The following is a 23,163-nucleotide window of genomic DNA, read 5'->3' as shown; positions in this document are numbered from 1 at the left end:
TCTCTCCATGTATTTATCTTGGTCATGTGTAGATATTGGTATTGATCTGAGTGGGTGTCAATCATGGAAGTTTATTTGAGGTGCTGTAGATATGCCTAGGAGAATACCGTGCTTGAGTATCTTACAAATTTAAACGACCACAACTTACCGTATCCGGATGCGATTCATCCCATCGTCATCCACTTCGTAATTGCGATGGTGCTATTTGCTTTCTTTTGTGATGTAGTTGGCTATTTTACTGGCAACTCCCGACTGTTTGAGGTGAGTTGGTGGAATATGTTTATTGCTACAATTTCCATCTTTGTGGCGATAATTTTTGGTCAATTTGAAGCTGGCTTGGCACAGCCTTACGAAGTAGCTAAGTCAGTATTAAATTTACATACAATGATTGGCTGGTCACTTTCAGGATTTATCGCTGCAATTACAGCATGGCGCTATGTAATTCGGACCAGAAACCCACACAGAATATCAATTTATTATCTAGGAGTGGGGTTAATTTTAACAGCGATCGTTGGCTTGCAGGTATATCTCGGTGATGAATTGGTTTGGATATATGGATTGCATACAGTACCAGTTGTAGAAGCAATTAAGGACGGTATGTTGCCATGAACCCAGAACTAATTGAGCAATTGAGTGGGCAACTGGGTCCTAATGGCCTACCTTACAGCATTCCAGTTCATCCCAACCTAGTTCACCTCACCCTAGGTTTGTTCATCATCGGGGTTACCTTTGATATCATTGGTGTCTTCTTACCCCTGGAAAAATGGGTCTTCAAATTTTTAGCAATTTCTGTAGAACGTGCCAACTTTTTTGATGTTGGCTGGTACAACATGGTGGCTTCATCCATCATCACCTTTTTCACAGTAGCAGCTGGCTTTTATGAAATGCTGCTGGCACGGCCACCAGCTAATGTGAAAAGTGCTTGGGGATTCCAGGCTATGGATACCATGATTTGGCATGGCGTAGGTGGTGTTGTGTTATTAGCGCTGATTATCGGCATGACTATCTGGAGAGGATACCAGCGCTACGTTTGGCGCCCAGAGGAAGATAGACAAGTGCAGTGGAGTTATCTATTAGCGGGTGTGACAGTCATGTTTGTCATGTACCTCCACGGCACCTTAGGGGCACAACTGGCGGCTGAATTTGGCGTACACAATACCGCAGATAGCTTGCTGCGATTGGGCGAAGACCTCAACACAGTATTGAAGTAAAAAGATCAAAGTAAAAAGTAAAAAGAGAATACCCCTAAATTTAGGGGCGATACTCCCTTTCTTTTTATTCTTTCTTTTGCCTTTTGACTTTTTACTTTTGCTTTATTCTGACTCATGACCATGAAACCTTTCAAGATTTTAACGTTGATTACGATCGCGATCGCTCTCGCCACCATCAGTATTTGGATTGGTAGACAGGCTTATTTTTGGCTTCCTCCACAAGCAGCCGCTGAATCCCAACTCATTGATGATTTGATTAGCTTCTTGGTGACGCTTGGTGCGTTCATCTTTCTGGGAGTGACTGGGACTCTCATGTATTCGGTAATTTTCCATCGCGCCGCCCAGCATGATTTGAGCGATGGCCCAGCAATTGAAGGTAATATCACCCTAGAAGTTGTCTGGACAGCCATCCCCATTCTGTTGGTGATTTGGATTGCAGGTTATAGCTACCAAACCTACGAAAAAATGGCCATCCAAGGGCCGATGGAACTGGTACACCTGCATAACCCAATGGGTATGGAGTCAGCTTATGCAGCAACAGAAGATGCATCCATTGCAGCTGAACCAGTGGAAAAAATTGATGTGATTTCTAAACAGTGGGCATGGATCTTCTACTACCCAGAGAGAAATGTTACCACTACCGAATTGCATTTACCAAGCGATCGCCGAGTTCGTTTAAATCTCAAATCAGAGGATGTACTCCACGGCTTCTACATCCCAGCTTTCCGCCTCAAACAAGACATCATTCCCAACCACAACATCGATTTTGAATTTACCCCCATCCGCAACGGCAAATACCGACTCACAGATTCTCAATACAGCGGTACATACTTCGCCACCATGCAAGCGGATGTCATCGTCGAATCACCCGCAGAGTATCACGAGTGGTTAGCCAAAACATCAACTCACAAATTGGCACCCGCACACAATCAGGCAGCCTTTGAGTATGCCCAAACCAGCAGTCAACCAGTCAAAAATGGTTGGGTAACAGTTATCCCAGCAGCACCACCTCTAGTCAATTCTTCCAGTTGAACTGATGACAAATATTCCCCTCGAAGGCATCAGTATCCCTACTGAAAAGCCTCATCACGAACCCCCAAACGGCTGGAAGCAATACTTCAGCTTTAGCACCGACCACAAGGTTATTGGTATCCAATACCTCGTCACCTCATTCATCTTCTTCTTAGTCGGCGGTATCTTTGCAATGGTGATTCGGGGAGAACTAATTACACCCGAATCAGACCTAGTAGACCGAACTGTCTACAACGGCATGTTCACCATGCATGGCACTGTCATGCTATTTCTGTGGACATTTCCGTCTCTAGTTGGGTTTGCTAACTATCTCGTACCCTTGATGATTGGGGCGCGAGACATGGCCTTTCCCCGCCTGAATGCCGTTGCCTTTTGGATGGTGCCTGTAGTCGGAATCCTCCTCATGGGCAGCTTTTTAGTCCCTGGTGGCCCCGCCCAAGCTGGTTGGTGGTCATACCCACCAGTCAGTCTGCAAAACCCCACAGGTAACTTAATTAACGGTCAAGTTGTTTGGCTATTAGCAGTGGCAATATCCGGCGTCTCTTCCATTATGGGCGCTGTCAACTTTGTCACCACCATCGTCAAGATGCGCGCACCCGGTATGACCTTCTTCCGGATGCCCCTCTTTGTCTGGGCAGTATTTAGCGCCCAGATTATCCAGCTGTTCGGATTACCTGCACTGACAGCAGGTGCAGTCATGTTGTTACTTGACCTCACCGCAGGTACTGCCTTTTTCGACCCCAGCAAGGGCGGTAATCCGATTCTCTTCCAGCATTACTTCTGGTTCTACTCTCACCCTGCCGTTTACGTGATCATTTTGCCCGTCTTCGGCATCTTCTCGGAAATATTCCCTGTCTATAGCCGCAAACCCCTATTTGGCTATAAAGTAGTTGCCATTTCATCCCTTTTAATTGCCGTAGTCAGCGGTATTGTTTGGGTACACCACTTGTACGTCAGTGGCACACCTGGCTGGATGCGGATGATTTTCATGTTGACGACAATGTTCGTCTCCGTACCCACAGGTATTAAAGTGTTCGCTTGGGTAGCGACCATTTGGGGCGGTAAGTTGCGGTTGAATACACCCATGTTATTTGCCTTGGGTGGATTAGTGATGTTTGTGTTTGCAGGTATCACAGGCATCATGCTTTCCTCTGTACCAGTTGATGTCCACGTTAACAATACCTATTTTGTCGTTGGTCACTTCCACTACGTCCTTTTCGGTACAGTGACGATGGGCTTGTATGCAGCCTTCTACCACTGGTTCCCCAAAATGACCGGGCGGATGTATTTTGAAGGCTGGGGTAAGTTACATTTTTGGTTGTCATTCATCGGCACTAACCTCAACTTTTTGCCTATGCACCCATTAGGCTTGCAAGGGATGTTACGTCGAGTTTCTTCCTACGCCCCAGAATATGAATTCTGGAATATTATTGCCAGTCTTGGCGGATTTCTGTTGGGAATGTCTACCTTACCTTTCATCTTCAATATGGTAGTTTCCTCAATGCAAGGTGAGAAAGCCCCAGCTAACCCCTGGCGCGCCATTGGCTTGGAGTGGTTAGTTTCTTCACCACCTCCAGTAGAAAACTTTGAAGAACTCCCCATCGTTATTAGCGAACCTTACGGTTACGGCAAGTCTGAACCATTAGTAGCTAATGCTGACCATCTTAACCCTCATTAATCTCTTTACCACCAAAGTAGGGTGGGCAATGCCCACCAAAAAACAGGCGTTGCTGATTGAAAATATGAATCTGCCGGGCTATGCCCCGCTTCGCTAACACGCAAAGGCGCAAAGGCGCAAAGGTAAAAAGAAAAAAAAGGTGATTTTGACATTTCATATCGCAATTCAGCAACGCTAAAAAACGAATATGTGGGCAATGCCCACCCTACAAAATTTTCAAGTAATCTCAAGGAGAATTCATGGATAGTTTCACTGCAGATAAATTGCAGACGCCTTTGCATCACTCAAGCGGTGAACATAGTCATGACGAAGAAGGCAGCAAGATGTTTGGCTTTATTGTCTTCTTGATGTCTGAAAGCGTCATTTTCTTGAGTTTTTTTGCTGGTTATATTATCTACAAAACCACAACTCCTAACTGGTTACCAGCCGGTGTTTCTGGATTAGAAATCAAAGAACCTGCAATCAACACAGTGATTCTGGTTTCTAGCAGCTTTGTGATTTATTTAGCAGAACGCGCTTTGCAAAGCCACAATCTCACGAAATTTCGCCTGTATCTTTTGGCTACAATAGCTATGGGTAGCTACTTTTTAGTAGGACAAGCCATAGAATGGCACAGCCTCACCTTTGGCTTCACCTCAGGGGTATTTGGTGGGATGTTCTACCTGCTAACAGGTTTCCACGGTTTGCACGTCTTCACAGGCATTCTGTTGCAGTTAATTATTCTTGCATACTCTTTCATTCCCGCCGGCGAAAACTCAAGTCACTTTGGCGTGAATGCAACCTCATTATTCTGGCACTTCGTCGATGTTATCTGGATTATTTTGTTTGTCCTAATCTACATTTGGCAGTGAAAACCCAACATTTTGCAAAATGATGTAGGGGCGAACGGTTGTTCGCCCTATTTGTGTTTATAGCGCTTCCCATTCAAATGAAGTACAAAAATATATCACGCTGTGTAGGGGCATGGCAGTGCCATGCCCTTACCGATGTACCTCACGCTTGTCGAGAAATGCTATATCTATGGTTTGTAATCATCAACCAGAACTTTTGCTATAGGAATCCGGGTTAATTTTTGAAAAAATCTAAGTATTTGTAGGGTGGGCAATGCCCACCAAAACCCGGATAAGGTGGGCAATGCCCACCCTACGTATTATTTCAAAAATCAAATAGGATTCCTATAGAAATTGCATCAACTAATTCTAGTGAAAACACTTTGAATAGCTTTAACCCGTCTTCTTTGATCTAACGCGATGCAAGACCAACGCCATTTTTCTGACATCAAAGAATAATTTCTCAAGCGGCTTTGGTAATAAGTATTTTGTGGGTTTGCACAAACACCAAACAAACCTCTATACACACCTCTACTTAGATTGATATTACCAGCTGATAGTTCTCCTGAATTATCACGAAAAGCTTCTACCCGTGCCCACAAAATTGCCTCTTGTCCTTTAAATCCCTGCTCAATTGCTATGCGATAAGTATTGGGGAAAGCATCACTAACCCTGGGAGATGCTTGGTTCCATAAATCTGCTGCATTCACAAAAGCTTCTACGTAGTGTTCAGGATTTAGCCCCACACGCTCCATTCTTTGCATGAGGCGGGGAATGCGGCTTTGTGTACGACTTAGACAGCCAGCATCGGCATTTTTCAGATTAGAACCTCCCCTACCTTGATCCGAACACCAACCTCTATTTATCAAGCCATTACCTGGATCAATGTTGGCAAAATAGTTCCGGGTTTTTCTACCATTAATCTCACAATTTCCTTCAGCTACACAAATAGCTAAAACTCCCACAGCATCATCATTGGCAAATAGAGAATTGAGTCTTCTTGATGATGTGCCAAATCCTGAGATAGATTCTACGCCCCCATAAACTAATTTAATGGTGGGTATGCCAATTGCAAAAGCAGCAGACAACATGAAAAATAAAGCGCTAAATAAATCAAAAGTAGCTCCTAATAAGTAACGATTCATTCTGTCATAAATTACCTTTCTCAACGACTAAAAAACGTTAAAATCCTTACAAAATACACCCTGATGTCGAACAAGTGAAAACTCCACAAGCAACCTACTTGTAAACAAAAAATATTGCCTAACAAACAGTGGCAATGCATACTAAAAATGTAATTTTTTAGAACAATATTTGTCGTATCTGCCAATACAGTTTATTTACACTTTTGATTTATCAACTTACTTGTGTAGTCAGGCTCTAAAGAAATAATTATTTTTTTATATGAAAGATTACAACTTGCTGAGGTACAGATAATCTTCAGGTAACAACATTGTTTTGCTACTACCTGTGTAATTCATTTACTTGAAAAACGCTGTATTAGAGATCAAAATGGCGTCTGAAGCGAGGATCTATATTGTCTGTTTTTTGCTGGTTGCAGGTACAACAGAGAGTTTGTAAGTTACTAATATCGTTTTGTCCGCTACGGGACAGGGGAATAATATGGTCAATAGTGAGGTCTATTTCAGTTGTTGTTTTACCACAGCTTTGACATTGATATTTATCGCGTTCAAAAACGTATTTTCTCACCTCTGGAGGAATGCGAATTCGTGGAGTTTTATTCATGATTTATCCTCATTTATTATGCGACGCAGGTCATCAAGAGGTGATTCAAGCTCGGTGATTTCTGAATACTGGTTTTTTTCTGTATTTATATCATCCTCAATATAAAATTCAACGCTGACTTGAAATCTTAATTTTCCTTTTTTCCAAGTTTTAGAACCTAGTTTAAGAATTTGACAATCTATACCTTTACTTTCTCCGAAACATGCATTAAAACTACTAGAATTTATATTGATTCTTTGCTTATTTAATTCTTGATGCAGTTGATACCCTAGTGATGCATTACATGATTGATGTACTGCTTTTATAAATCTATCAATTTTGTAGGTATTATTACCAAACTCTATAACATCACCATCGTTACACTCAATCGGTTTGAATTTATCTTCCATATAAACTTAAGTTTTTGATTTTATCTACAAAATATACTTATTAAGTATATGCCTGTAAAATATAATTTGTCACTAGATAGAATCATATTGGGTGGGCATTGCCCACCCTACAGATAATTACTAAACTTCTGGTACGCTATCTAATAATCTATCTGAGAGAGCAAATCCATTAGCAGTGAATTTACTATCAATAACGTCATTATCAGTAAAATAATCATCAATTAGAGGCAATAAATGGTCAGATAAATGCATCGATTTTAAACAATTATTAATGCTATTCACTGCTGAATTATATACCTCGATTTTCTGCTCAAGATTACTCAATAAATGCCGATTCTTTATAATCTTCTCTTCAGCTTCTTGTTCTAGTGTTGTTTCTAAATAAGCACGCGCCTGTGGGTATTGCTGCAAAATCTCATCGGCTTGTTTATCCGCCATCGGTAAAAACTGGGTTTTGATAGTTTGATTGATGGTTTGACGGAAAGATTTACGAATAGTGTGAGATACCTTTGGCTCAAAATCTAACTTCAATAATTGCCTAATTGCTGGTTCGGCTTCTACCATACTTTCGCAGTCATAACCTTGGGAAGTTTGTTGCAAAGTCTGCCGAAATTGATATATTGAAAAAGTGCCTTCATCATAAAATCTAGGACTTTCGCGCACGAAGCGATCGCACTCTACACAAGCTGCACTAATCAAGGCTTGAGAAACAAGTTTCTCTAAGATTTTTATCTCTTGTTCAATGCCGCCATCATTACCCAATAAACGATATAATTGGCGATAATATTCTGACTTCCGAATCTTTTCGGTTAACCGCTGAAACAAATTGCTAACTACTTGCTGAGAAGACTCTATTAAAATATCTTCTAATTGATTTGCTAAATAATAAAACGCCTCTACTAAAATAGCAATTAGAGGTGCGGTAGCGTTGCGAGGATGACTTAGAGTCGAACGTTGATAAGCATCAGCGACAGAAAAGGTATCTAGTAACTCATCCAAACGGCGAATCATCCGTGATTGTAATTGGCGAAAATCTGTCTCAAAAGCATCACAGCCATTATTAATTACTTGGTTAACTTCTTCTGTAATATGCTGATTAAAGTCTCTGCCAACTTCTTGTAATTGCTGATTAAGTCGCTGTAACTCCTGCGCTTTCATCGTCTCAATTTCTCGTGGCTGACTATCTAAATATCGTTGTGATGCCTGATAGTTTTTCTTGAGTTTAATACAAATATCTTCTAAGTCATCGGCGAGATTTTTAAAAAGTTGTGGACGCTTTTCTTCCGTGAGATAGCGAGTAATAGCTGTTCTAAATTCTTCAATACCACTATCTTGAATTAGCTGGTTAATTAGTGGCGTTCCCTGTTCAGATAAAATTCGCTCATAGTTCTGATTTGGAGTTTCAAAACCATTAATGGAAATCCGAAAGTCGCTAGGAGAAAGCTTACCAGCACTCACACAGTAGTTGTTAAACGCATACACGAATTGCGGCGTTTCTTCCTTACCGTCTCCAGATTTGACACTTTCAGCAAAGATAGAATCTAAACCAAAGCGATCGCTCTTACTTGTTTGTTTAATCTGACTGCCGTAAAATCCTAGTAGGCCACTGGTTTTATAAACCCTGGTCGTATCCCGAAACTGTCTGCTGATTAAATCATCCAATCGTTGCCTTAGCTGGGTATTATACCAAGTTTCATCGATGCGGTTAAAGATATAAAAAACGCGATCGCGTATTCCCGCATTTCCTCGCATTGTTTCCAAAAGTTCCGTTTCTTCTTTTGTCATATCACCCGCTGCAGCAGGTTTTAGCACACACACCACAGCCGAAGTATCAGGATGCTGAATTTTAGCGTAGGTTAATCGTGCATCTTTCTCGACGGGTGCATCAATCCCAGGCGTGTCGATAATCACATTACCATCACGCAACAATGGATGGTTGCAATAATATTCAATCCGTTGCAAAACAGCACTGTTACTACCACGACGCGCATATCCCGCAGCTTCTTTAAGATTAGAAAAGTTAAATTGCTCCATTGAATACGTGGCATTATTTATTGTGTGGATATGTTCACGGTTTGCCACATACCCTTCCAGCAATAATATTAATGCTTTTGCTTGTTTTGCACGTTCCGATTTACTCTCACCACCTTCCTGTTGAATAATAGCTTCACAACCTTGATTGAGTAAGTTAACTACATCAACTTGATTAATATTTGCTACTGTCTTGAATCCCAATTGCTGACATAAAGAAATAGCTTGTTCTCGAATCTCAGCTTCACTCAAAAAGGTTAAAACAACATGCTCTTTATCTGCTTCTGCATACTCAATCCTACATTCTGTACCTGTAGCGTGTCCCTCTGCACTATACAGCAATTCTCTTTCCAATAACGCATTTATCAGCATTGATTTACCCGCACTAAATGCACCCGCAAACACAATCTCAAACTTGGGTGAAATTGCTTTGTTTAGAGAAGTTTGGATAGGTGCAATATCATGGGAACGCAGTGTTGATTCTTGTTGCAAAAGTTGTAATATAGATTCAACCTGTTCTTTCAGGTTTTGAGACTGAGGCGACAAGTATGACATATAGAGTATGTAGATAAGATTCTTCTACATCTTATAAAAATTATTGTCAAAAAAGGCTCAGTAATGCTACTGAGAACTAAATTTGAGACTTTTATATTCAACAATAAAATTATTACCCATGCTTTAATAATTCTATATCCCGTCTTCTAACTATAGGACTACTATTTGATTTTTGAAATATACGTAGGGTGGGCAATACCCACCATATCCGGGTTTTGGTGGGCATTGCCCACCCTACAAATACTTTTATATTCAACAATAAAATTATTACCCATGCTTTAATAATTCTATGTCCCGTATTCTAACTACTAAATTCTTATACATACTCTAAGAGTGAAATTATGAATTCTCGGCTAGTTACAATCAGTAAATATCTTAGCAAGCACCTACGACACCAACCTGATAAAATTGGTATTCAACTTGCTGCTGGTGGCTGGGTTAATATCGATCAACTTCTAGCAGCTTGTGCAAACAACCAATTTCCTATCACTCGTCAAGAACTGGATGAAGTAGTAACTACTAGTGATAAAAAACGGTTTTCTTTTGACTCTACAGGCACTCTTATTCGTGCTAACCAAGGACATAGTGTAGAAGTTGATTTACAGTTAGAACCTGTTGCACCACCAAATGTTTTGTATCACGGTACGGGACAAAAAGCTGTGGAGTCAGTTATGCAAATAGGACTTGTGAAGATGTCAAGACACCATGTTCATTTATCACAAGATATAGCTACAGCAAAAATAGTAGGTGCAAGGCATGGAAAACCAGTAATTTTTGTCGTGGATACTGCAGCAATGCATAAAGCTGGACACAAATTTTACTGTTCTGAAAATGGTGTTTGGTTAGTAGATACGGTACCGCCTGAGTACCTACAAAAAACTGAATTTTGATGTTAGTATAATTTATTATTTGTAACTGTGGAAAATTCGTTAATTACTCCTTCATCCTGTTCCTAAGTCAATACGGGAAAATTATATACCTCACAGCTTATCTCTGGCGATAGAAGGAAACCCAGATTTAAATTCATAAGCTAGTATTCAGTTTCTTACTGGCTTATATATGAATATTATTGCATGGATAATTCTGGGTCTTTTAGCCGGAGCGATCGCTAAAGCTATTTATCCAGGCCGTCAAGGTGGCGGAATCGTAGCAACAATGATTTTAGGACTAATCGGTTCAATAATTGGAGGAATTATAGCTACTCTTTTAGAAACAGGAAGACTGCAACTTACTGCTGCAACTCTTAGTATTCCTGGTATAATTATAGCCATTATTGGTGCTATAATTGCCATTTTTATTTGGGGATTAATGACTGGACGCTCCAGTTATTAATTGAATAACCAGCAAAATCATGGTCAGAACCCAGTTGTTACAAGCTAGTAGTTGCTCTTGGCAAATACAAATAAATAAAATACTCCACTTCTTTTAAGATAGTGGAGTCATAAACCTTAGTTAAATAAACGAAATTGTTCTTAGAGCCTAATAGTTACACCCAAATACTTGATATGGAGAACTACTCTAAAACCTTCTTCACTTCATCTTTGACATTTTCTACAGTATGAGTAACTTGGGCTTCAGCTTGCTTTGCCTGACCTTCGGCCTTATCTGCTGGATTGCCTGTTACTTCACCTATAACTTCTTGAATCTTGCCCTCAATATTTTTTGCAGTGGCTTCTACTCTTTTTTCAATGCTCATATTTTTAATTTCACCTTTAGTTGATTGAATCACTAACCATAAATGAATCTATGATTTTGCATCGATTTAAGCATCTATCATCAGGTAGATTAACTTTTTTTAATTATTTATACCTAAGATAGATGTATAAGTCTTAAATAGATAAGAATCTATTTAATTAGAAATTATCCATCTTTATTGAAATAAATTTTATTTTCTCAAATTATTTTGATATTAATCAGTTAATACTACTTAACAATAAGATTAGAGAAAAATAGAATTATAAGGGTAGTATAAACGTGACAATAAAGCGTAAGCAAAATATCTGGAACAGTGAAATAAATGACATTATTCGAGGTGCTTGTGGAGGATTTTTATTTGGTATCCCATTACTGTATACAATGGAAGTGTGGTGGGTTGGATCACAAGCAAAACCACAACTGATGATGCTAGCGATCGCATTGACGTTTATAGTGGTTTTCTTGCTTAATCAAACTGAAGGCTTTCGTAAACGCAGACGTAAATCCAGAATAGATCAAACAATAATAGATACTATAGAAGCAATAGCGATCGGACTCTTCTGCTCTACATTTATGCTATTCCTATTGCAAGAACTGACACCCGAAACTTCACTCAAAGAATCTTTAGGTAAAATTATCTTTGAAAGTGTACCCTTTACTCTAGGTGTAGCATTAGCCAATCAGTTTTTAGAAAATACTAGTAACACCAATAAAGAAGAACAAGCAGGTTATCAAGCAAATCAACCGGCGAAGAAACAACAGAACGATTTAAACGCCACATTCGCAGATATTGGTGCAACCTTAATTGGTGCAACTGTAATTGCATTTAACATTGCTCCAACAGATGAAATCTCCATGTTAGCAGCCGCAGCTTCGCCACCTTGGTTGTTAGCAATTATCGCCACTTCTTTGCTAATTTCCTATGGAATTGTATTTCAGGCAGGCTTTTCAGACCAGCAAAAACGTAGACAACAAAAAGGGATTTTTCAAAGACCATTAAGCGAAACCACAATGTCTTATTTAGTATCACTATTAGCAGGTACTTTTATGCTATGGTTTTTTCAAAAATTGAGTCTTAGTGACCCTTGGACAATGTGGTTAGACCATACATTACTACTAGGTTTACCTGCAACTATTGGTGGCGCAGCAGGTAGATTAGCAATATGAATAAAACAGAACAACCGCAATCAGAGCGCTCACTAGCTGAGTGGGTGACATTCGGTGCAGCCTCATTTATTCTCGTAGTAATTGTTAGCCTCGTAATATACATTTGGGTGAACGATAATAATCAACCTCCCGTTCTATCTGTGACTCAAAAACAGACAATCCGAGAAAACGAGGGACATTTTTATGTTCCTTTTGAAATCATTAATACTGGTGGAGAAACAGCAGAACTAGTGCAGATTATAGCTGAGTTACAAATTAATGGCAAAGTTATAGAAACGGGAGAACAACAAATTGATTTTTTATCTAGCAGTGAAATAGAGAAAGGAGCATTTATATTTAGCCAGAACCCTAAACAAGGTAAGTTAACTATTCGTGTTGCTAGCTATAAATCGCCCTAAATCAGTTATCAGTGAATTTGATAACTGATAACTGATAACTGTTAGACACTCACCTTAGCTTTTGACCAAACCCCATTCTCATCTTCATCAAATTGTTGACGAACTGCTTCCCAAGCAGCTTGTTCAGCGGTGAATTCATCACTTGTTTCATCTAGTACATTGTTATAACGCTCAATGAATGTGCGTTGAGCTTCCTGAGAAAGATGAGCGCGAACTTCTGGAGACAAATCATTCGGTCCGTTGCAAGGGCCCAGACAAGGACGAGCCAGGGTTTTTTCACTAGTGTGAACTTCTTCACCCCCAGCGCTTTCTAGCAGCAATTGAAATTCCCCAGTGCGATCGCGTGGAACTTCTACCATCAATAGAAACTCGCCAGCTTCCAAGCGAGTTTGGTAAACCGCTGCTTTCTCTTCTGGCATACCTAACGTGGTCAAAACCGATACTAAACCTGCACCAGCACTACCTGCGATCGCCCCACCAGCAGCCCCAAGCAACACCGCACTGATCGGTCCTGCTGCCACAATTGGACCAACAAAAGGAATAAACAGCACCCCTACACCCGTGAGCAAACTGAGGAAAGAACCAAACAAGGAACCAAAAATTGCGCCTGTTTTCAAACCTCCCAGAATCACATCTTTCTTAGTAATAAAACCAGCAATTCGAGTTTCCGACTGAAAATTTCTTCCCAAAACGGAAATATTATCTCTGGGTACATCTCTGTCTAATAAGCGTCGAATCACATCATCAACTTGCTTTTGTTCTTTAAACACTGCAGAGATAGTAGATTCTGCTTGAGATAAATCTGGCACTTTCATACTCCTTAAATCTTACTTTTTTAAAGCACAGGCTAAAAAGGCAGATGTAGAGAGATTTTTCTAACCACAAACTGCCATTCTCAACTCAAACTTAATTGCTTAAGCTATTTAGCTACACACCTACAGGAGTTTGAGCTTTTGCTACAGGCTGTTTACCATCTGGTTCTATTGCCTCTCCCTCAATAAACGAGCGCAGCATCCAAGCTATCTCCTCATGCTCTTCCATTAATCCAGTTAAAAAATCAGCAGTTCCCTGATCATGGAATTGCTCACTAGAATGGTCTATATGCTCCCTTAAGTTCCGAATAATCTGTTCGTGATCTTCCACCAATCGAGCTACCATCCCAGTTGCTGAAGGGACTTTGCCACCATGTTCCTTGAGAGTAGCAATCTTCAGAAATCCCTCCATCGTGCCAATTGGGTAACCACCCAAAGCCCGCACCCGTTCAGCCAAAGCATCAATATTTAGAGTCAGTTTTTCGTAGTGTTCTTCCCAAAGCTGATGCAGAGAGCGAAACTGGGGGCCAACTACATCCCAGTGGTATTTTTTAGTTTTCACTAACAGCAAATAGGAATCTGCTAAATCTTGATTCAAAAGATTAATCACACCTTGACGCTGTTCTTCCGACAAACCAATGTTGATTTTAGGCATTATTTTCCATCCCTAAGCGAACTTACTCTCTAAGTTCTCAAATTCCATAGTGAATCAACATCAGCCAAAGGAAAGATAGTGATATTCATAATAGTATATGTTTGGGATAATTCTATAAGAATCTGATCTAATTATTGAAAAAATCTCAGTATCTGTAGTAGGGTGGGCAATGCCTGGGCTGTTGACTTTGTACGAAATTAGCTAAAAATTATCATGCATTTTTTGTGTTTACCGTAGGGGCATCGGCACTGCCGTGCCCTGGTGAGAACGTTAACTACTATTATTTTGTATGATGCATTTTGGGCTGAAAACCCTCAGAGTCAACACCCTAGGCAATGCCCACCAAAACTATAATACGGTGGGCAATGCCCACCCTACATATATTTAAGAAATCAAATAGTAGTATCCTAGCCAATAAACTTTTTGCACAATCAATTTGCATCAGCGTTAAAATATGACAAGACATCTTGATTATTTATTTTAATCAAGATGTCTTTTATGAAATTCAAGAAAACCTATTTACATAACAGACTCAGCAGATGTAAGTGTAAAAATGCTAACTAGTAATGGAGCCAATAATTAAACTTTCAACTATTACCTCTGAACCATTACTGATAACATTAATCATGCCTTACTTACCTGTAACTTTGTCTAAAAATGTTTTCACATTGTCTTCAACGGAAGTCGAACTTTGGGAATTAGAAGGACGCTTTTGTTGATCAATATCAGCATCTCCTTGAACTTCATTAAGTCCTTTGTTAGATTCCTTTTGAACTTTCTCCAAATTAGGCGGTGCTGATTTAGCAATTTCGTCAGTTTTGCGCTGAATTTCTAGCAGTTGTGTAGTACCTTCCCTGGGATCACTTTGGTAGCTATCAATTGCAAAAGCGGGAAATGTATTAGATAAAAGTAGTACAGCACAGGTAAAAACTACAATTAAAAACCGGGCTGGGCGTAAGACAGAAATAACCAAGGGAATTACCTTCATGTGAAATCCTCAATAACAGCATCAACAATGTTGAACTGCTGAAAAAAGTATATATCTTGGCTAATTAAAAATATGAGCAATTAGCATATCAAGATTGACTTTTTTCAGTAAGCTCGTAATCAATAAACCTATGAAGAATAAACAATCCTTGCACTTCTGCATTGATTGAGTCATGAACACTAATTAGCTAATGCCATATTCGGAATTTAGTAATAGCATGAGGTTTTATTAATGCTCGCCTCTTCATTCAAGGCTTGTGTAACCTATTTTTACTGGGAATTTAATGACCTGTGAATCGTCCTAGAGAATGAAGTTTTTTCTATTTTGTTCTTTCATAAAATCATTCTCTAGATAGATCAAGGGCATAATCTTTAACACTTGATATTTATTCTTTAAAAGTTCACATTAACTACCGTTATCAGAGCAATTAAGCTTTGATTATAACTGAAAGTTCACACTACACCAGCCAGTTAACCTACAGAGAAAAACAGTGGGTGATAGAGGAGTTGAACCTCTCTAGTGCGGATTAAAAGCCCGCTGCACAGCCGCTATGCCAATCACCCATAAATTTAAAAATCGAGATATCAGTCCACCAGGGAGGTACTGCCCCTCCTATGTCTGTGTTATCAGCACAGTGCCTCGCTTCTCGGCTTCAGGTGGATAACGGAAGATGGAGGAATTGAACCCCCAGGTGTTACCCTGCTCTAGTTTTCAAGACTAGTTGCCCTCCCTTGAGCAGCATCTTCCATTCAGAGGTGTCTGACGGGACTTAAATCCGTTATGACTGGTTCCACAAACCAGTGCCGCGTCCGCTTTGGCTAGCTCCAGAGGAGCGGCTACGCCAACAGACACCCTCAGGTGACGGGGGCAGGAGTTGCACCTGCTGATGTGAGGCTTATGAGACCTCCAAGCCGCTCTTGCTTCATCCCCGCAAATCACCAAATACCCCTGACTGGACTTGAACCAGTAACCTCTTTGTTCTAAGCAAAGCGCCTCTTCCAGTTGGGCTACAAGGGCATATCGTTGAAAAAGTGACTCCATGCGATCGCTCTACCATTGAGCTACAAGGCAACAGCCCCCCAGGTCGGAATCGAACCGACGACCTCCTGCTTTTCAGGCAGGCGCTAACTACCAACTGAGCTACCGGAGGATAAAATGGAGAGAGAGGGATTTGAACCCTCGACGGGTGTTAAACCGTTTCCCCTTAGCAGGAGGACGCTTTAAGCCACTCAGCCACCTCTCCGCAATGGGTCGGGCAGAATTTGAATCTGCAACCAGGAAAGGACGCTTTTACAGAGCGCTGCCCACACCAATAGGCGAGCCGACCCAAATTTGATATCTGTGTTGAATTTTAGGTTTTTATACACAGATTATTGCTGAAATTGCTCATTTATTATTTAGTTTTCAAGGTTCAGAAAAATTACTATTAACTATTAGGAAAACAACCGACGTTCTAAGTAATAAACATTTTGTGTATTACGGATATAATCGGTAATTTTTGTCTTGAAAAACTTATTTTTTTCTTGCTGTGCCTCTAATACAGATGGTTTAGCAGCAGGAAGTGCTTTTGTTTAATGAGGACTCTGGCTGATTCTAGCGTTTATCCACTACTTGGATGTAGAACATGGCTTTTAACCCTTGAGAAGCTTTGTCTCTTGCTTCATTACATTTATACTACACAAATACTACAAAAAGTGTCAAGGGGTTTAGGAAAGTTTTTTGAGATTACCTAAAAGTATTTCTATTCTAGATGCTTGACCTGTTAACCTCTCCCAAAATTGAAACTACAGTTTATGATGATGTGAGTTTTTGGAATTCTCATGTGGCAGACAATCACCGCCAGCAACAAAGGATAATTGGTATAACTGCGATCTTTGCCTGCGCCCTTTCTGTAACAGCTTGTAGTATTTCTCCAGGTGTGCCCCCACAATTGAGCAATAATCAACCAATCAGCAAACTCCAAGCTACAGTTCCGCAACAACAAGCAAATTCCCAATTGTCCGCACCAAGCAAAGTAGAAAACCTCACCTTTACAGTCCCAGCGACATTTCAAGGAAAAATAGTTTATCGAGTACAACCTAGTAGTCAAGAGAAAGTAATTGCCTTAACCATCGATGATGGGCCCTGGCCAAACACCACCTCACAAATGCTGGATATCCTCAAGCAAAATAATGTTAAAGCAACATTCTTTTGGGTAGGACAAGCCTTAGAAGCAAATCCCGACATAGCCAAGCGAGTTGTAGCCGAAGGACACGCCATCGGCAACCACACATGGCATCATTGGTATCGACAAATGGATCAAGCCACAGCCAATCGAGAAATTGAACTCACAGCCGAACTCATTTACAAAACAACCGGAGTCAAAACTACTCTGTTTCGTCCTCCTGGAGGTGTTTTAAACAACGGACTAGCTGCTTACGCCAAAAATCAGAAATATGCTGTAGTCATGTGGTCACAAACTTCCGCCGACACCGATCCTCGTGCCAAACCGCAAGTATTTGTGAAGAATGTATTAAGAGATGCCAAACCTGGTTCTATTGTCTTGATGCATGATGGTGGAGGCGATCGCCGCAGAACTGTACAAGCCCTACCCCAAATCATCAGCGGACTCAAACAGCAAGGCTACCGATTTGTCACCGTTCCCGAATTACTGCAAATGCAAAATTAATGGTCATTGGTCATTTGTTAAGAGTCAAGGGTCATCATCGCCTATTGCCTATTGCCTATTGCCTATTCCCCATAAACATTATTCACTCATCACAGAGGCGCAAGCTTGCGCCTCCTGCCAAAGTTGATGGACATAAAACTCAGAGCGATCGCTCATCGCTGTGACAAATACACCCACAGCCTCCTCAGAACCCTCGGATAACCAAGAACCCCAGAGAGTAACTTCTAGATATTCGACATCACAAGTAGACAGTGCAATAATTTCACTGTCATTTCGTTGCACCTCAGCCTTTAGCCTCTCCACTCCTGGTAAATCAACAGGAAGCAAAAAGGAAGCCGTGCTGGGTTCAATGCTCAGAGATTGACCAACTCGCAATGCCAAAATCACTCGCTGTGCTACCCATTCTTCCAGCGATAGAGTCAGACACTCTAAATAAAAGCTCCTCTCGGTGTAAGTTAATTTCAGCATTCCTTATGCTCTCCTGTTATTCCAGGTTTGCTTGCACATTTATCCAAAATTGTTCAGCAAAAGAAACCGTCGGATGGACTGGCGCTTTTGGCTTGGTACGTAGTTGCATACCCGCTTCAAATGGGGTGCGGTTACTTTTATGGGAGTTACATCTTTCACAAGCTGTGACTACGTTATTCCACGTGTGTGGCCCCCCTTGAGAACGAGGAATCACATGATCTAGCGTCAGACGTTTGTTACTACCGCAATATTGGCAACTGTTATGATCTCTTCGCAACACTTCCCGCCGATTTACAGGTGGAACTTTCCACATCCGCTCACCAGAAGTTATTGTCAAGCGAATATGTTTTGGTACGTCAAGTACCAAGCTAGGTGAGTGAACTCGCCATCCACCTGCTGTGGAAAAACCTAATGGTTCAGCCTTATTGCTTACCAACAGCACAATCGCCCGCTTAATATTCACCCGACACAATGGTAAGTAATTTTGAGAAAATACCACCACGGATTGCTCTAACACTTGCATCGCGCTCGTCACAGCTTGACTCCTTATAAAAAAACCCCCGCTTCTTGTCTGGTTGAAGCGGGGGTAGAAAATTGACCATTATGTCTTCTGGTCTATATCGGTACAGTATTTTTCAGTCTGTACCTCCCGCTTCCTATGTCTAGTTGTGGTTTGGCATTCAGCCCACTAATGCCCAAATATCTAAAATCATTATTACCCTCTGCGATTTGCCCATGTTTTTGGCTACCATCACCCATAAAAAAATACTCCACTCCCGCCGCTACTAATTCCCGACTGGCTCGGCAGTCGATAGCGCGTAAAGAAGTAGAGATGGGGTAATTGGATTTCACAGAAAATTTCACCTATTGAACATTCCTTTAAACATACTACACTTGTATTACTATCCTGTCCATACCTTTAAGGAGAAAAAGTCATGCATACGATCGCTCGCACCCCAACCACCGATATGGAAGTTACCAGCATTCGCCTAGAACGGGAACTGAAAGAGAAACTCAAAGAGATGTCTGGCAATCAAGGATATCAAGCCCTGATTCGAGATATCCTCTGGAATTATGTACAGCAAAAATCAGGTGAGTGGAAACCCAGATTTTCCCGCGCTGATATTCGGGCTAGCATAGCCGCTACCGCTCAACAAGAAGAACGTTGCGTACTCACAGGTCAACTCATTCAGTCGCAACAACCAATGCTTTTAGGACTGACAAAGAACGGCGATATGGTTCCTTTGAGTATCGAGAGTTTGGCCGAATAGTCTTATATTCTACTGAATGCAGCCTTGTTTCCTTCCATAGTCACAGGGCTGCATTCACAGTTGTCAGACAATTTTGGATTTTAGATTTTAGATTTTGGATTTACCCCACGGATAAATCCGGTTGCTCTGTACCATCAAGGAATTATTGGTCAACAGTCAACAGTTATCTCGCTCTATTGCTAATAAGTTATATAGTTATAAAGTTATATAAAAGCAGCATGAATCAGGTAGATGCTCTCAAGAGAACTACCATTTCAGCTACAGGGGGTCAAACAACTCTTGACAGGCTAAAGCCATCCGCATATTAAGTAAATGATTACAAAGAATAGGAGTTAAGCCAGAATAACCCATGAATCCCTGACTGTCCATATTTAGCAGCTATCACAAACATTCCTGAACTCTAGTTGAATCACATCTTTCTTTGAGCCAGAGAAACAGCGGGGTAGCGCACCTAAGTAACACTTTGTGAAAAAAATATTACGTTCATGACTGCAAATAACCGTGTGAACACGGAGACTATTTGCGGAGATTTTGCCGTAATTACAGAGAAATTACGGTTTATGTATAGTTACAGACAGGATATTCTAAGTCAAACGTTAGTAAATTAACTCAACACGTCTGAGCCAGAAAGTATTTAGCTAAAGCGCTTTACTATATCCCAGTCCTCTTAGTTATTTATGTAGAAATCCGTTTAACACACCAGAAGCTTAGTCATCTGCAATAGAAAAGGGCTATAACAGGTGAGAGAAACTATCTATATAAGATTGGCAATTCATCAGGATGCATCACGAAGAACTAACAGTACACCATAAGCCAAGCAGTTGGGTGCAAATAACATAGGGTCGTTATCCAAGAGCGTGCCAGGAATGAAAAAGCGTTTATCATCGCCGTCACAGTACCAAGATGATGTAGATAGACTACAAACATACCAAATCAAGCTGATGCAGCATCAGGAAGAACCAGCCCTGCAGTTGGTACAAAAGATTAACCAAATCATTGCTAACAGACCGGCAACGGCATCTATGCTCCAAGAACTGGCCCAGCTGCTAGGGGTTGCATTCAAAGTAGATTGCTGCTCAGTTACAGTGACAAGTGAGGCATCTAGTGAAGCAACGATCGCTAATTGGTGTACTGATAAGTATCTAGGGTTGCCACAATTAGACGAAATTTTCTCGATGGAACAGTTGCTTATGGACTTACCTGTAGTCCAATGTGCAGCAGAACCATTGACTATCGAGGACATTTCGACTATTCAAAAAAGTCTGGTGACGGGTTGTCAATCTTTACCACTACCAATAAAAGCTGTCTTGGCAATTCCCGCCCGATTTGGCGGTAAGAATAACGGGGTAGTCAGCCTGATTAAATTTCAACCCTATGATTGGAGTCAGTCAGAAAAACAACTACTCAAAGCTATTGAGTCATCCTGTGCGATCGCTTTTTCTCAAGTAGCACAATCACAGTTGATTGCTTCTCAACAACAATATTTACAAAAAAGCAATCAACATCAAAGTCTGATCAAACAATTAACTATACTGAGCCGCAGCAACCTGGAGCTAAACCAAATGCTCCAGTTGGTAATCGCCTCCACTGCTGAGTCTCTACAAGCAGATCGGGGTCTGCTCATACTGCTCAAATATACAGATCCATTATTTAGAACTCGACTGAAAAAACAAATTCCCAAGGCAAAGGCCACAGTAATTGGTGAATGGACGAGAGATATAGAGATTTACCCCACTACTCAGCCAGACACCAAAGACGATAAGTCTTTTGCTATTTCTGATTGTGGTTTATGCCAGCGTGTTTTTGCCGACTCCGGAAAGCCAGTAATTATCGACGACTACACAGACCAAAAAGAGGTCTTGACAGCCGCCCCATTATTTGCGGTTGACAAGTTGCCTGCGGTGCTGTTAATGCCATTGGAGAATCAAGGTAAAGTTTTAGGATTCTTGGTGTTACAACAAACAGTTGCTCGCAGTTGGCAACTGGCAGACTTAAATCTTGTGGAAATGGTGTCAGCCCAAGTCAGCAATGCCATTATTCAATCACAGACATTACGGCAAGTTCAGAATTTGGTAGATGAGCGGACAGCGAAACTACAGAGTAGTTTGGAGCTACAAGCCAAATTGCATGAGAGAACGCGGCAATATGTTGAGCAGCTACGAGAACTTAATGAACTCAAAGATGAATTTTTGAGCAATATGAGCGATCGCCTGCGCTACCCGCTGACGAATATGCTAATGTCAATCCGCAACTTACGTCTACCAGGAATCGCTCCAGAACGTCAGACTAAGTATTTTGACATTCTCGAACAAGAATGTACCAAGGAAATCAATCTGATTAATGACTTACTCACACTCCAGAAACTAGAGTCTCAGCAAGAAGCCCCACAATTTCAAAGTATTGATTTAAATCTCAGAATTCAAGATTTAACCGCAGCTTTTTCTCAAAAGCTAGCAGATAAAGGCTTAAGTATTACAGTAGATTTACCAGATGAGCCGTTAAAACTGCAAACCGAAGTAGAAAGTTTTGACCGGATTCTCCAGGAGTTATTAACTAATGCTTGTAAATACTCTGAGCGTGAAAGTGTCGTTCATTTACAGGCCACTCACCAAGTTGATCAACTCGCCGATCAAGTTATTATTAAAGTGACAAACATCGGACGCGGTATCTCTGAAGCAGAAGCGACCTATATCTTTGACAAGTTCCGTCGTGGTAAAGGACGCTGGACTCCAGGGACTGGCTTGGGTCTTGCTCTGGCTAAATCCTTAGTACAGCATTTGAATGGGGCGATCGCTGTTAAGAGTATGCAAATCTCAGACTCCGACTTGAGCGAAATTTGCTTTACCCTCACCCTCCCCCAGTTTTCTGATGAAAGCAAACCATATTCTGAAAGTGACTGAAAAAAATCACACCACAGCGGATCTGAATGGTAAAGCCGCTAGTGAGGAAACTAACCCCCAAGGTAACTCTGACACTGATGCAGTTGCCTTGCCTACCGTGACTGTCCAAATTGATAAAATCGCCGAACGACAGCGACAAATCAGCGCCAGCATCAAAATTCCTCAACCAGTGGAAAAAACCTGGCAGGTGCTGACAGATTATGAAGCTCTGGCTGATTTTATCCCTAATCTCATTAAGAGTCGGCTGCTGGAGCATCCTGATGGCGGTATTCGACTAGAACAAATAGGTTCTCAGCGCTTACTGAACTTCAACTTCTGTGCGCGTGTAGTTCTCGATTTGGAAGAATACTTTCTCAAAGAAATTAATTTTCGGATGATCGAGGGAGATTTTAAGGGCTTTTCTGGTAGCTGGTGTTTAAAGCCTTATTCCTTCGGTGATCTAGTTGGGACTGATTTGTGCTACACAATCCAGGTTTGGCCTAAACTCACCATGCCCTTGAAAATCATTGAACCGCGCCTCACCAATGACATGCATGTAAACCTTCTAGCAATTCATCAGCGTGTAGTACAGTTGTAAGCAAGATAAAGTTGCATGATATGGACTCTGCGTATCCAGTAGATACAACTTCATTTTTACAAAACAAAAGGTTTGTTTTACACAAACCTTTT

The 23,163-nt window shown here is 40.9% G+C and carries 24 protein-coding genes and 6 tRNA genes; 13 read left to right on the top strand and 17 right to left on the bottom strand.

Translation table 11 applies throughout. The features are described 5' to 3' along the window. Positions 1–108 precede the first annotated feature (108 nt). The 5 genes from CAL7507_RS21260 (at position 109) to CAL7507_RS21240 (ending at position 4,772) form a co-directional block, all read left to right on the top strand. On the top strand, positions 109–609 hold the full coding sequence (locus tag CAL7507_RS21260) for a DUF2231 domain-containing protein (protein WP_015130553.1): 501 nt from the start codon (positions 109–111) through the stop codon (positions 607–609). Beyond that, positions 606–1,211 (top strand): DUF2231 domain-containing protein, encoded by a 606-nt coding sequence (locus CAL7507_RS21255; RefSeq protein WP_015130552.1) that lies wholly within the window; start codon positions 606–608, stop codon positions 1,209–1,211. Before CAL7507_RS21260 ends, CAL7507_RS21255 begins: the two co-directional genes overlap by 4 nt. Before the next feature lie 120 nt (positions 1,212–1,331). Then, positions 1,332–2,243: a cytochrome c oxidase subunit II gene (locus CAL7507_RS21250; protein WP_042341446.1), complete on the top strand. Its 912-nt coding sequence runs from the start codon at positions 1,332–1,334 to the stop codon at positions 2,241–2,243. Positions 2,244–2,247: 4 nt separating this feature from the next. Further along, positions 2,248–3,921, top strand: coding sequence for a cytochrome c oxidase subunit I (gene ctaD, locus CAL7507_RS21245; protein ID WP_015130550.1), 1,674 nt, complete (start codon positions 2,248–2,250; stop codon positions 3,919–3,921). A gap of 239 nt (positions 3,922–4,160) precedes the next feature. Next, complete coding sequence (locus tag CAL7507_RS21240; protein WP_015130549.1) at positions 4,161–4,772, top strand: heme-copper oxidase subunit III; 612 nt, start codon at positions 4,161–4,163, stop codon at positions 4,770–4,772. Between the two features lie 338 nt (positions 4,773–5,110). Here the strand turns inward: CAL7507_RS21240 and CAL7507_RS21235 are convergent, their stop codons facing one another. The 4 genes from CAL7507_RS21235 to CAL7507_RS21220 all read right to left on the bottom strand — a co-directional run bounded on the left by CAL7507_RS21235 (position 5,111) and on the right by CAL7507_RS21220 (position 9,472). Then, entirely contained in the window at positions 5,111–5,896 is a 786-nt protein-coding gene (locus CAL7507_RS21235) for a hypothetical protein (protein WP_015130548.1), read from the bottom strand. A gap of 355 nt (positions 5,897–6,251) precedes the next feature. Continuing rightward, a complete protein-coding gene (locus tag CAL7507_RS21230; RefSeq protein WP_015130547.1) occupies positions 6,252–6,497 on the bottom strand; it encodes an HNH endonuclease in 246 nt (81 codons plus the stop codon). Further along, complete coding sequence (locus CAL7507_RS21225) at positions 6,494–6,886, bottom strand: KGK domain-containing protein (protein ID WP_015130546.1); 393 nt, start codon at positions 6,884–6,886, stop codon at positions 6,494–6,496. Before CAL7507_RS21225 ends, CAL7507_RS21230 begins: the two co-directional genes overlap by 4 nt. Positions 6,887–7,006: 120 nt before the next feature. Further along, entirely contained in the window at positions 7,007–9,472 is a 2,466-nt protein-coding gene (locus tag CAL7507_RS21220) for a dynamin-like GTPase family protein (RefSeq protein WP_015130545.1), read from the bottom strand. Between the two features lie 338 nt (positions 9,473–9,810). Between CAL7507_RS21220 and CAL7507_RS21215 the strand changes: the two genes are divergently transcribed. Together CAL7507_RS21215 and CAL7507_RS21210 are read left to right on the top strand one after the other, a co-directional pair. Further along, complete coding sequence (locus tag CAL7507_RS21215; protein ID WP_042341445.1) at positions 9,811–10,362, top strand: RNA 2'-phosphotransferase; 552 nt, start codon at positions 9,811–9,813, stop codon at positions 10,360–10,362. Positions 10,363–10,531: 169 nt separating this feature from the next. Further along, positions 10,532–10,804: a GlsB/YeaQ/YmgE family stress response membrane protein gene (locus CAL7507_RS21210; protein ID WP_015130543.1), complete on the top strand. Its 273-nt coding sequence runs from the start codon at positions 10,532–10,534 to the stop codon at positions 10,802–10,804. A gap of 181 nt (positions 10,805–10,985) precedes the next feature. Here the strand turns inward: CAL7507_RS21210 and CAL7507_RS21205 are convergent, their stop codons facing one another. Next, entirely contained in the window at positions 10,986–11,168 is a 183-nt protein-coding gene (locus tag CAL7507_RS21205; protein ID WP_042342362.1) for a CsbD family protein, read from the bottom strand. A 278-nt stretch (positions 11,169–11,446) separates the two neighbouring features. On the opposite strand from CAL7507_RS21205, the gene CAL7507_RS21200 reads away from it, so the two are divergent. Beyond that, a complete protein-coding gene (locus tag CAL7507_RS21200) occupies positions 11,447–12,334 on the top strand; it encodes a TIGR02587 family membrane protein (protein ID WP_015130541.1) in 888 nt (295 codons plus the stop codon). Continuing rightward, positions 12,331–12,732 carry a TIGR02588 family protein gene (locus CAL7507_RS21195; protein ID WP_015130540.1) on the top strand — a complete coding sequence of 134 codons (402 nt, stop codon included), beginning with the start codon at positions 12,331–12,333 and terminating at the stop codon, positions 12,730–12,732. Before CAL7507_RS21200 ends, CAL7507_RS21195 begins: the two co-directional genes overlap by 4 nt. A gap of 41 nt (positions 12,733–12,773) precedes the next feature. Here CAL7507_RS21195 and CAL7507_RS21190 read toward each other — a convergent pair whose 3' ends face one another. From CAL7507_RS21190 to CAL7507_RS32055, 9 genes are all read right to left on the bottom strand, one after another. Then, positions 12,774–13,541: a ChaB family protein gene (locus tag CAL7507_RS21190; protein WP_015130539.1), complete on the bottom strand. Its 768-nt coding sequence runs from the start codon at positions 13,539–13,541 to the stop codon at positions 12,774–12,776. A 118-nt stretch (positions 13,542–13,659) separates the two neighbouring features. Continuing rightward, positions 13,660–14,199, bottom strand: a complete 540-nt coding sequence (locus tag CAL7507_RS21185) for a Dps family protein (protein ID WP_015130538.1) — start codon at positions 14,197–14,199, stop codon at positions 13,660–13,662. 631 nt (positions 14,200–14,830) lie between these two features. Further along, positions 14,831–15,187, bottom strand: a complete 357-nt coding sequence (locus CAL7507_RS21180; RefSeq protein ID WP_015130537.1) for a low temperature-induced protein — start codon at positions 15,185–15,187, stop codon at positions 14,831–14,833. Positions 15,188–15,678: 491 nt separating this feature from the next. Beyond that, positions 15,679–15,750 (bottom strand) — tRNA-Lys (locus tag CAL7507_RS21175). Between the two features lie 101 nt (positions 15,751–15,851). Beyond that, positions 15,852–15,934, bottom strand: a tRNA-Ser gene (locus tag CAL7507_RS32060). Positions 15,935–16,130: 196 nt separating this feature from the next. Further along, a tRNA-Leu gene (locus tag CAL7507_RS21170) sits at positions 16,131–16,204 on the bottom strand. A gap of 58 nt (positions 16,205–16,262) precedes the next feature. Next, positions 16,263–16,337: transfer RNA gene (locus tag CAL7507_RS21165), tRNA-Phe, on the bottom strand. 6 nt (positions 16,338–16,343) lie between these two features. Then, a tRNA-Ser gene (locus CAL7507_RS21160) sits at positions 16,344–16,430 on the bottom strand. A gap of 4 nt (positions 16,431–16,434) precedes the next feature. Beyond that, a tRNA-Tyr gene (locus CAL7507_RS32055) sits at positions 16,435–16,515 on the bottom strand. Between the two features lie 422 nt (positions 16,516–16,937). On the opposite strand from CAL7507_RS32055, the gene CAL7507_RS21155 reads away from it, so the two are divergent. Continuing rightward, the gene (locus tag CAL7507_RS21155; protein ID WP_015130536.1) at positions 16,938–17,855 is read left to right on the top strand and encodes a polysaccharide deacetylase family protein; all 918 of its coding nucleotides are present in this window, start codon (positions 16,938–16,940) and stop codon (positions 17,853–17,855) included. Between the two features lie 78 nt (positions 17,856–17,933). Here the strand turns inward: CAL7507_RS21155 and CAL7507_RS21150 are convergent, their stop codons facing one another. The 3 genes from CAL7507_RS21150 to CAL7507_RS21140 all read right to left on the bottom strand — a co-directional run bounded on the left by CAL7507_RS21150 (position 17,934) and on the right by CAL7507_RS21140 (position 19,187). Further along, the gene (locus CAL7507_RS21150; protein WP_015130535.1) at positions 17,934–18,323 is read right to left on the bottom strand and encodes an alr0857 family protein; all 390 of its coding nucleotides are present in this window, start codon (positions 18,321–18,323) and stop codon (positions 17,934–17,936) included. Positions 18,324–18,339: 16 nt separating this feature from the next. Then, a complete protein-coding gene (locus tag CAL7507_RS21145; RefSeq protein WP_015130534.1) occupies positions 18,340–18,858 on the bottom strand; it encodes an HNH endonuclease in 519 nt (172 codons plus the stop codon). Positions 18,859–18,938: 80 nt separating this feature from the next. Next, entirely contained in the window at positions 18,939–19,187 is a 249-nt protein-coding gene (locus CAL7507_RS21140) for a hypothetical protein (RefSeq protein ID WP_015130533.1), read from the bottom strand. Between the two features lie 71 nt (positions 19,188–19,258). Here CAL7507_RS21140 and CAL7507_RS21135 point away from each other — a divergent pair, with 71 nt between their 5' ends. From CAL7507_RS21135 to CAL7507_RS21125, 3 genes are all read left to right on the top strand, one after another. Further along, complete coding sequence (locus CAL7507_RS21135) at positions 19,259–19,594, top strand: hypothetical protein (protein WP_015130532.1); 336 nt, start codon at positions 19,259–19,261, stop codon at positions 19,592–19,594. Between the two features lie 866 nt (positions 19,595–20,460). Then, positions 20,461–22,494 carry a GAF domain-containing protein gene (locus tag CAL7507_RS21130; protein ID WP_015130531.1) on the top strand — a complete coding sequence of 678 codons (2,034 nt, stop codon included), beginning with the start codon at positions 20,461–20,463 and terminating at the stop codon, positions 22,492–22,494. Then, positions 22,463–23,071, top strand: a complete 609-nt coding sequence (locus CAL7507_RS21125) for an SRPBCC family protein (RefSeq protein ID WP_015130530.1) — start codon at positions 22,463–22,465, stop codon at positions 23,069–23,071. Before CAL7507_RS21130 ends, CAL7507_RS21125 begins: the two co-directional genes overlap by 32 nt. Positions 23,072–23,163 lie beyond the last annotated feature (92 nt).

The sequence above is a fragment of the Calothrix sp. PCC 7507 genome, from assembly GCF_000316575.1.
Classification (GTDB): domain Bacteria; phylum Cyanobacteriota; class Cyanobacteriia; order Cyanobacteriales; family Nostocaceae; genus Fortiea.
This window is presented reverse-complemented; position numbering and strand designations above follow the sequence as displayed.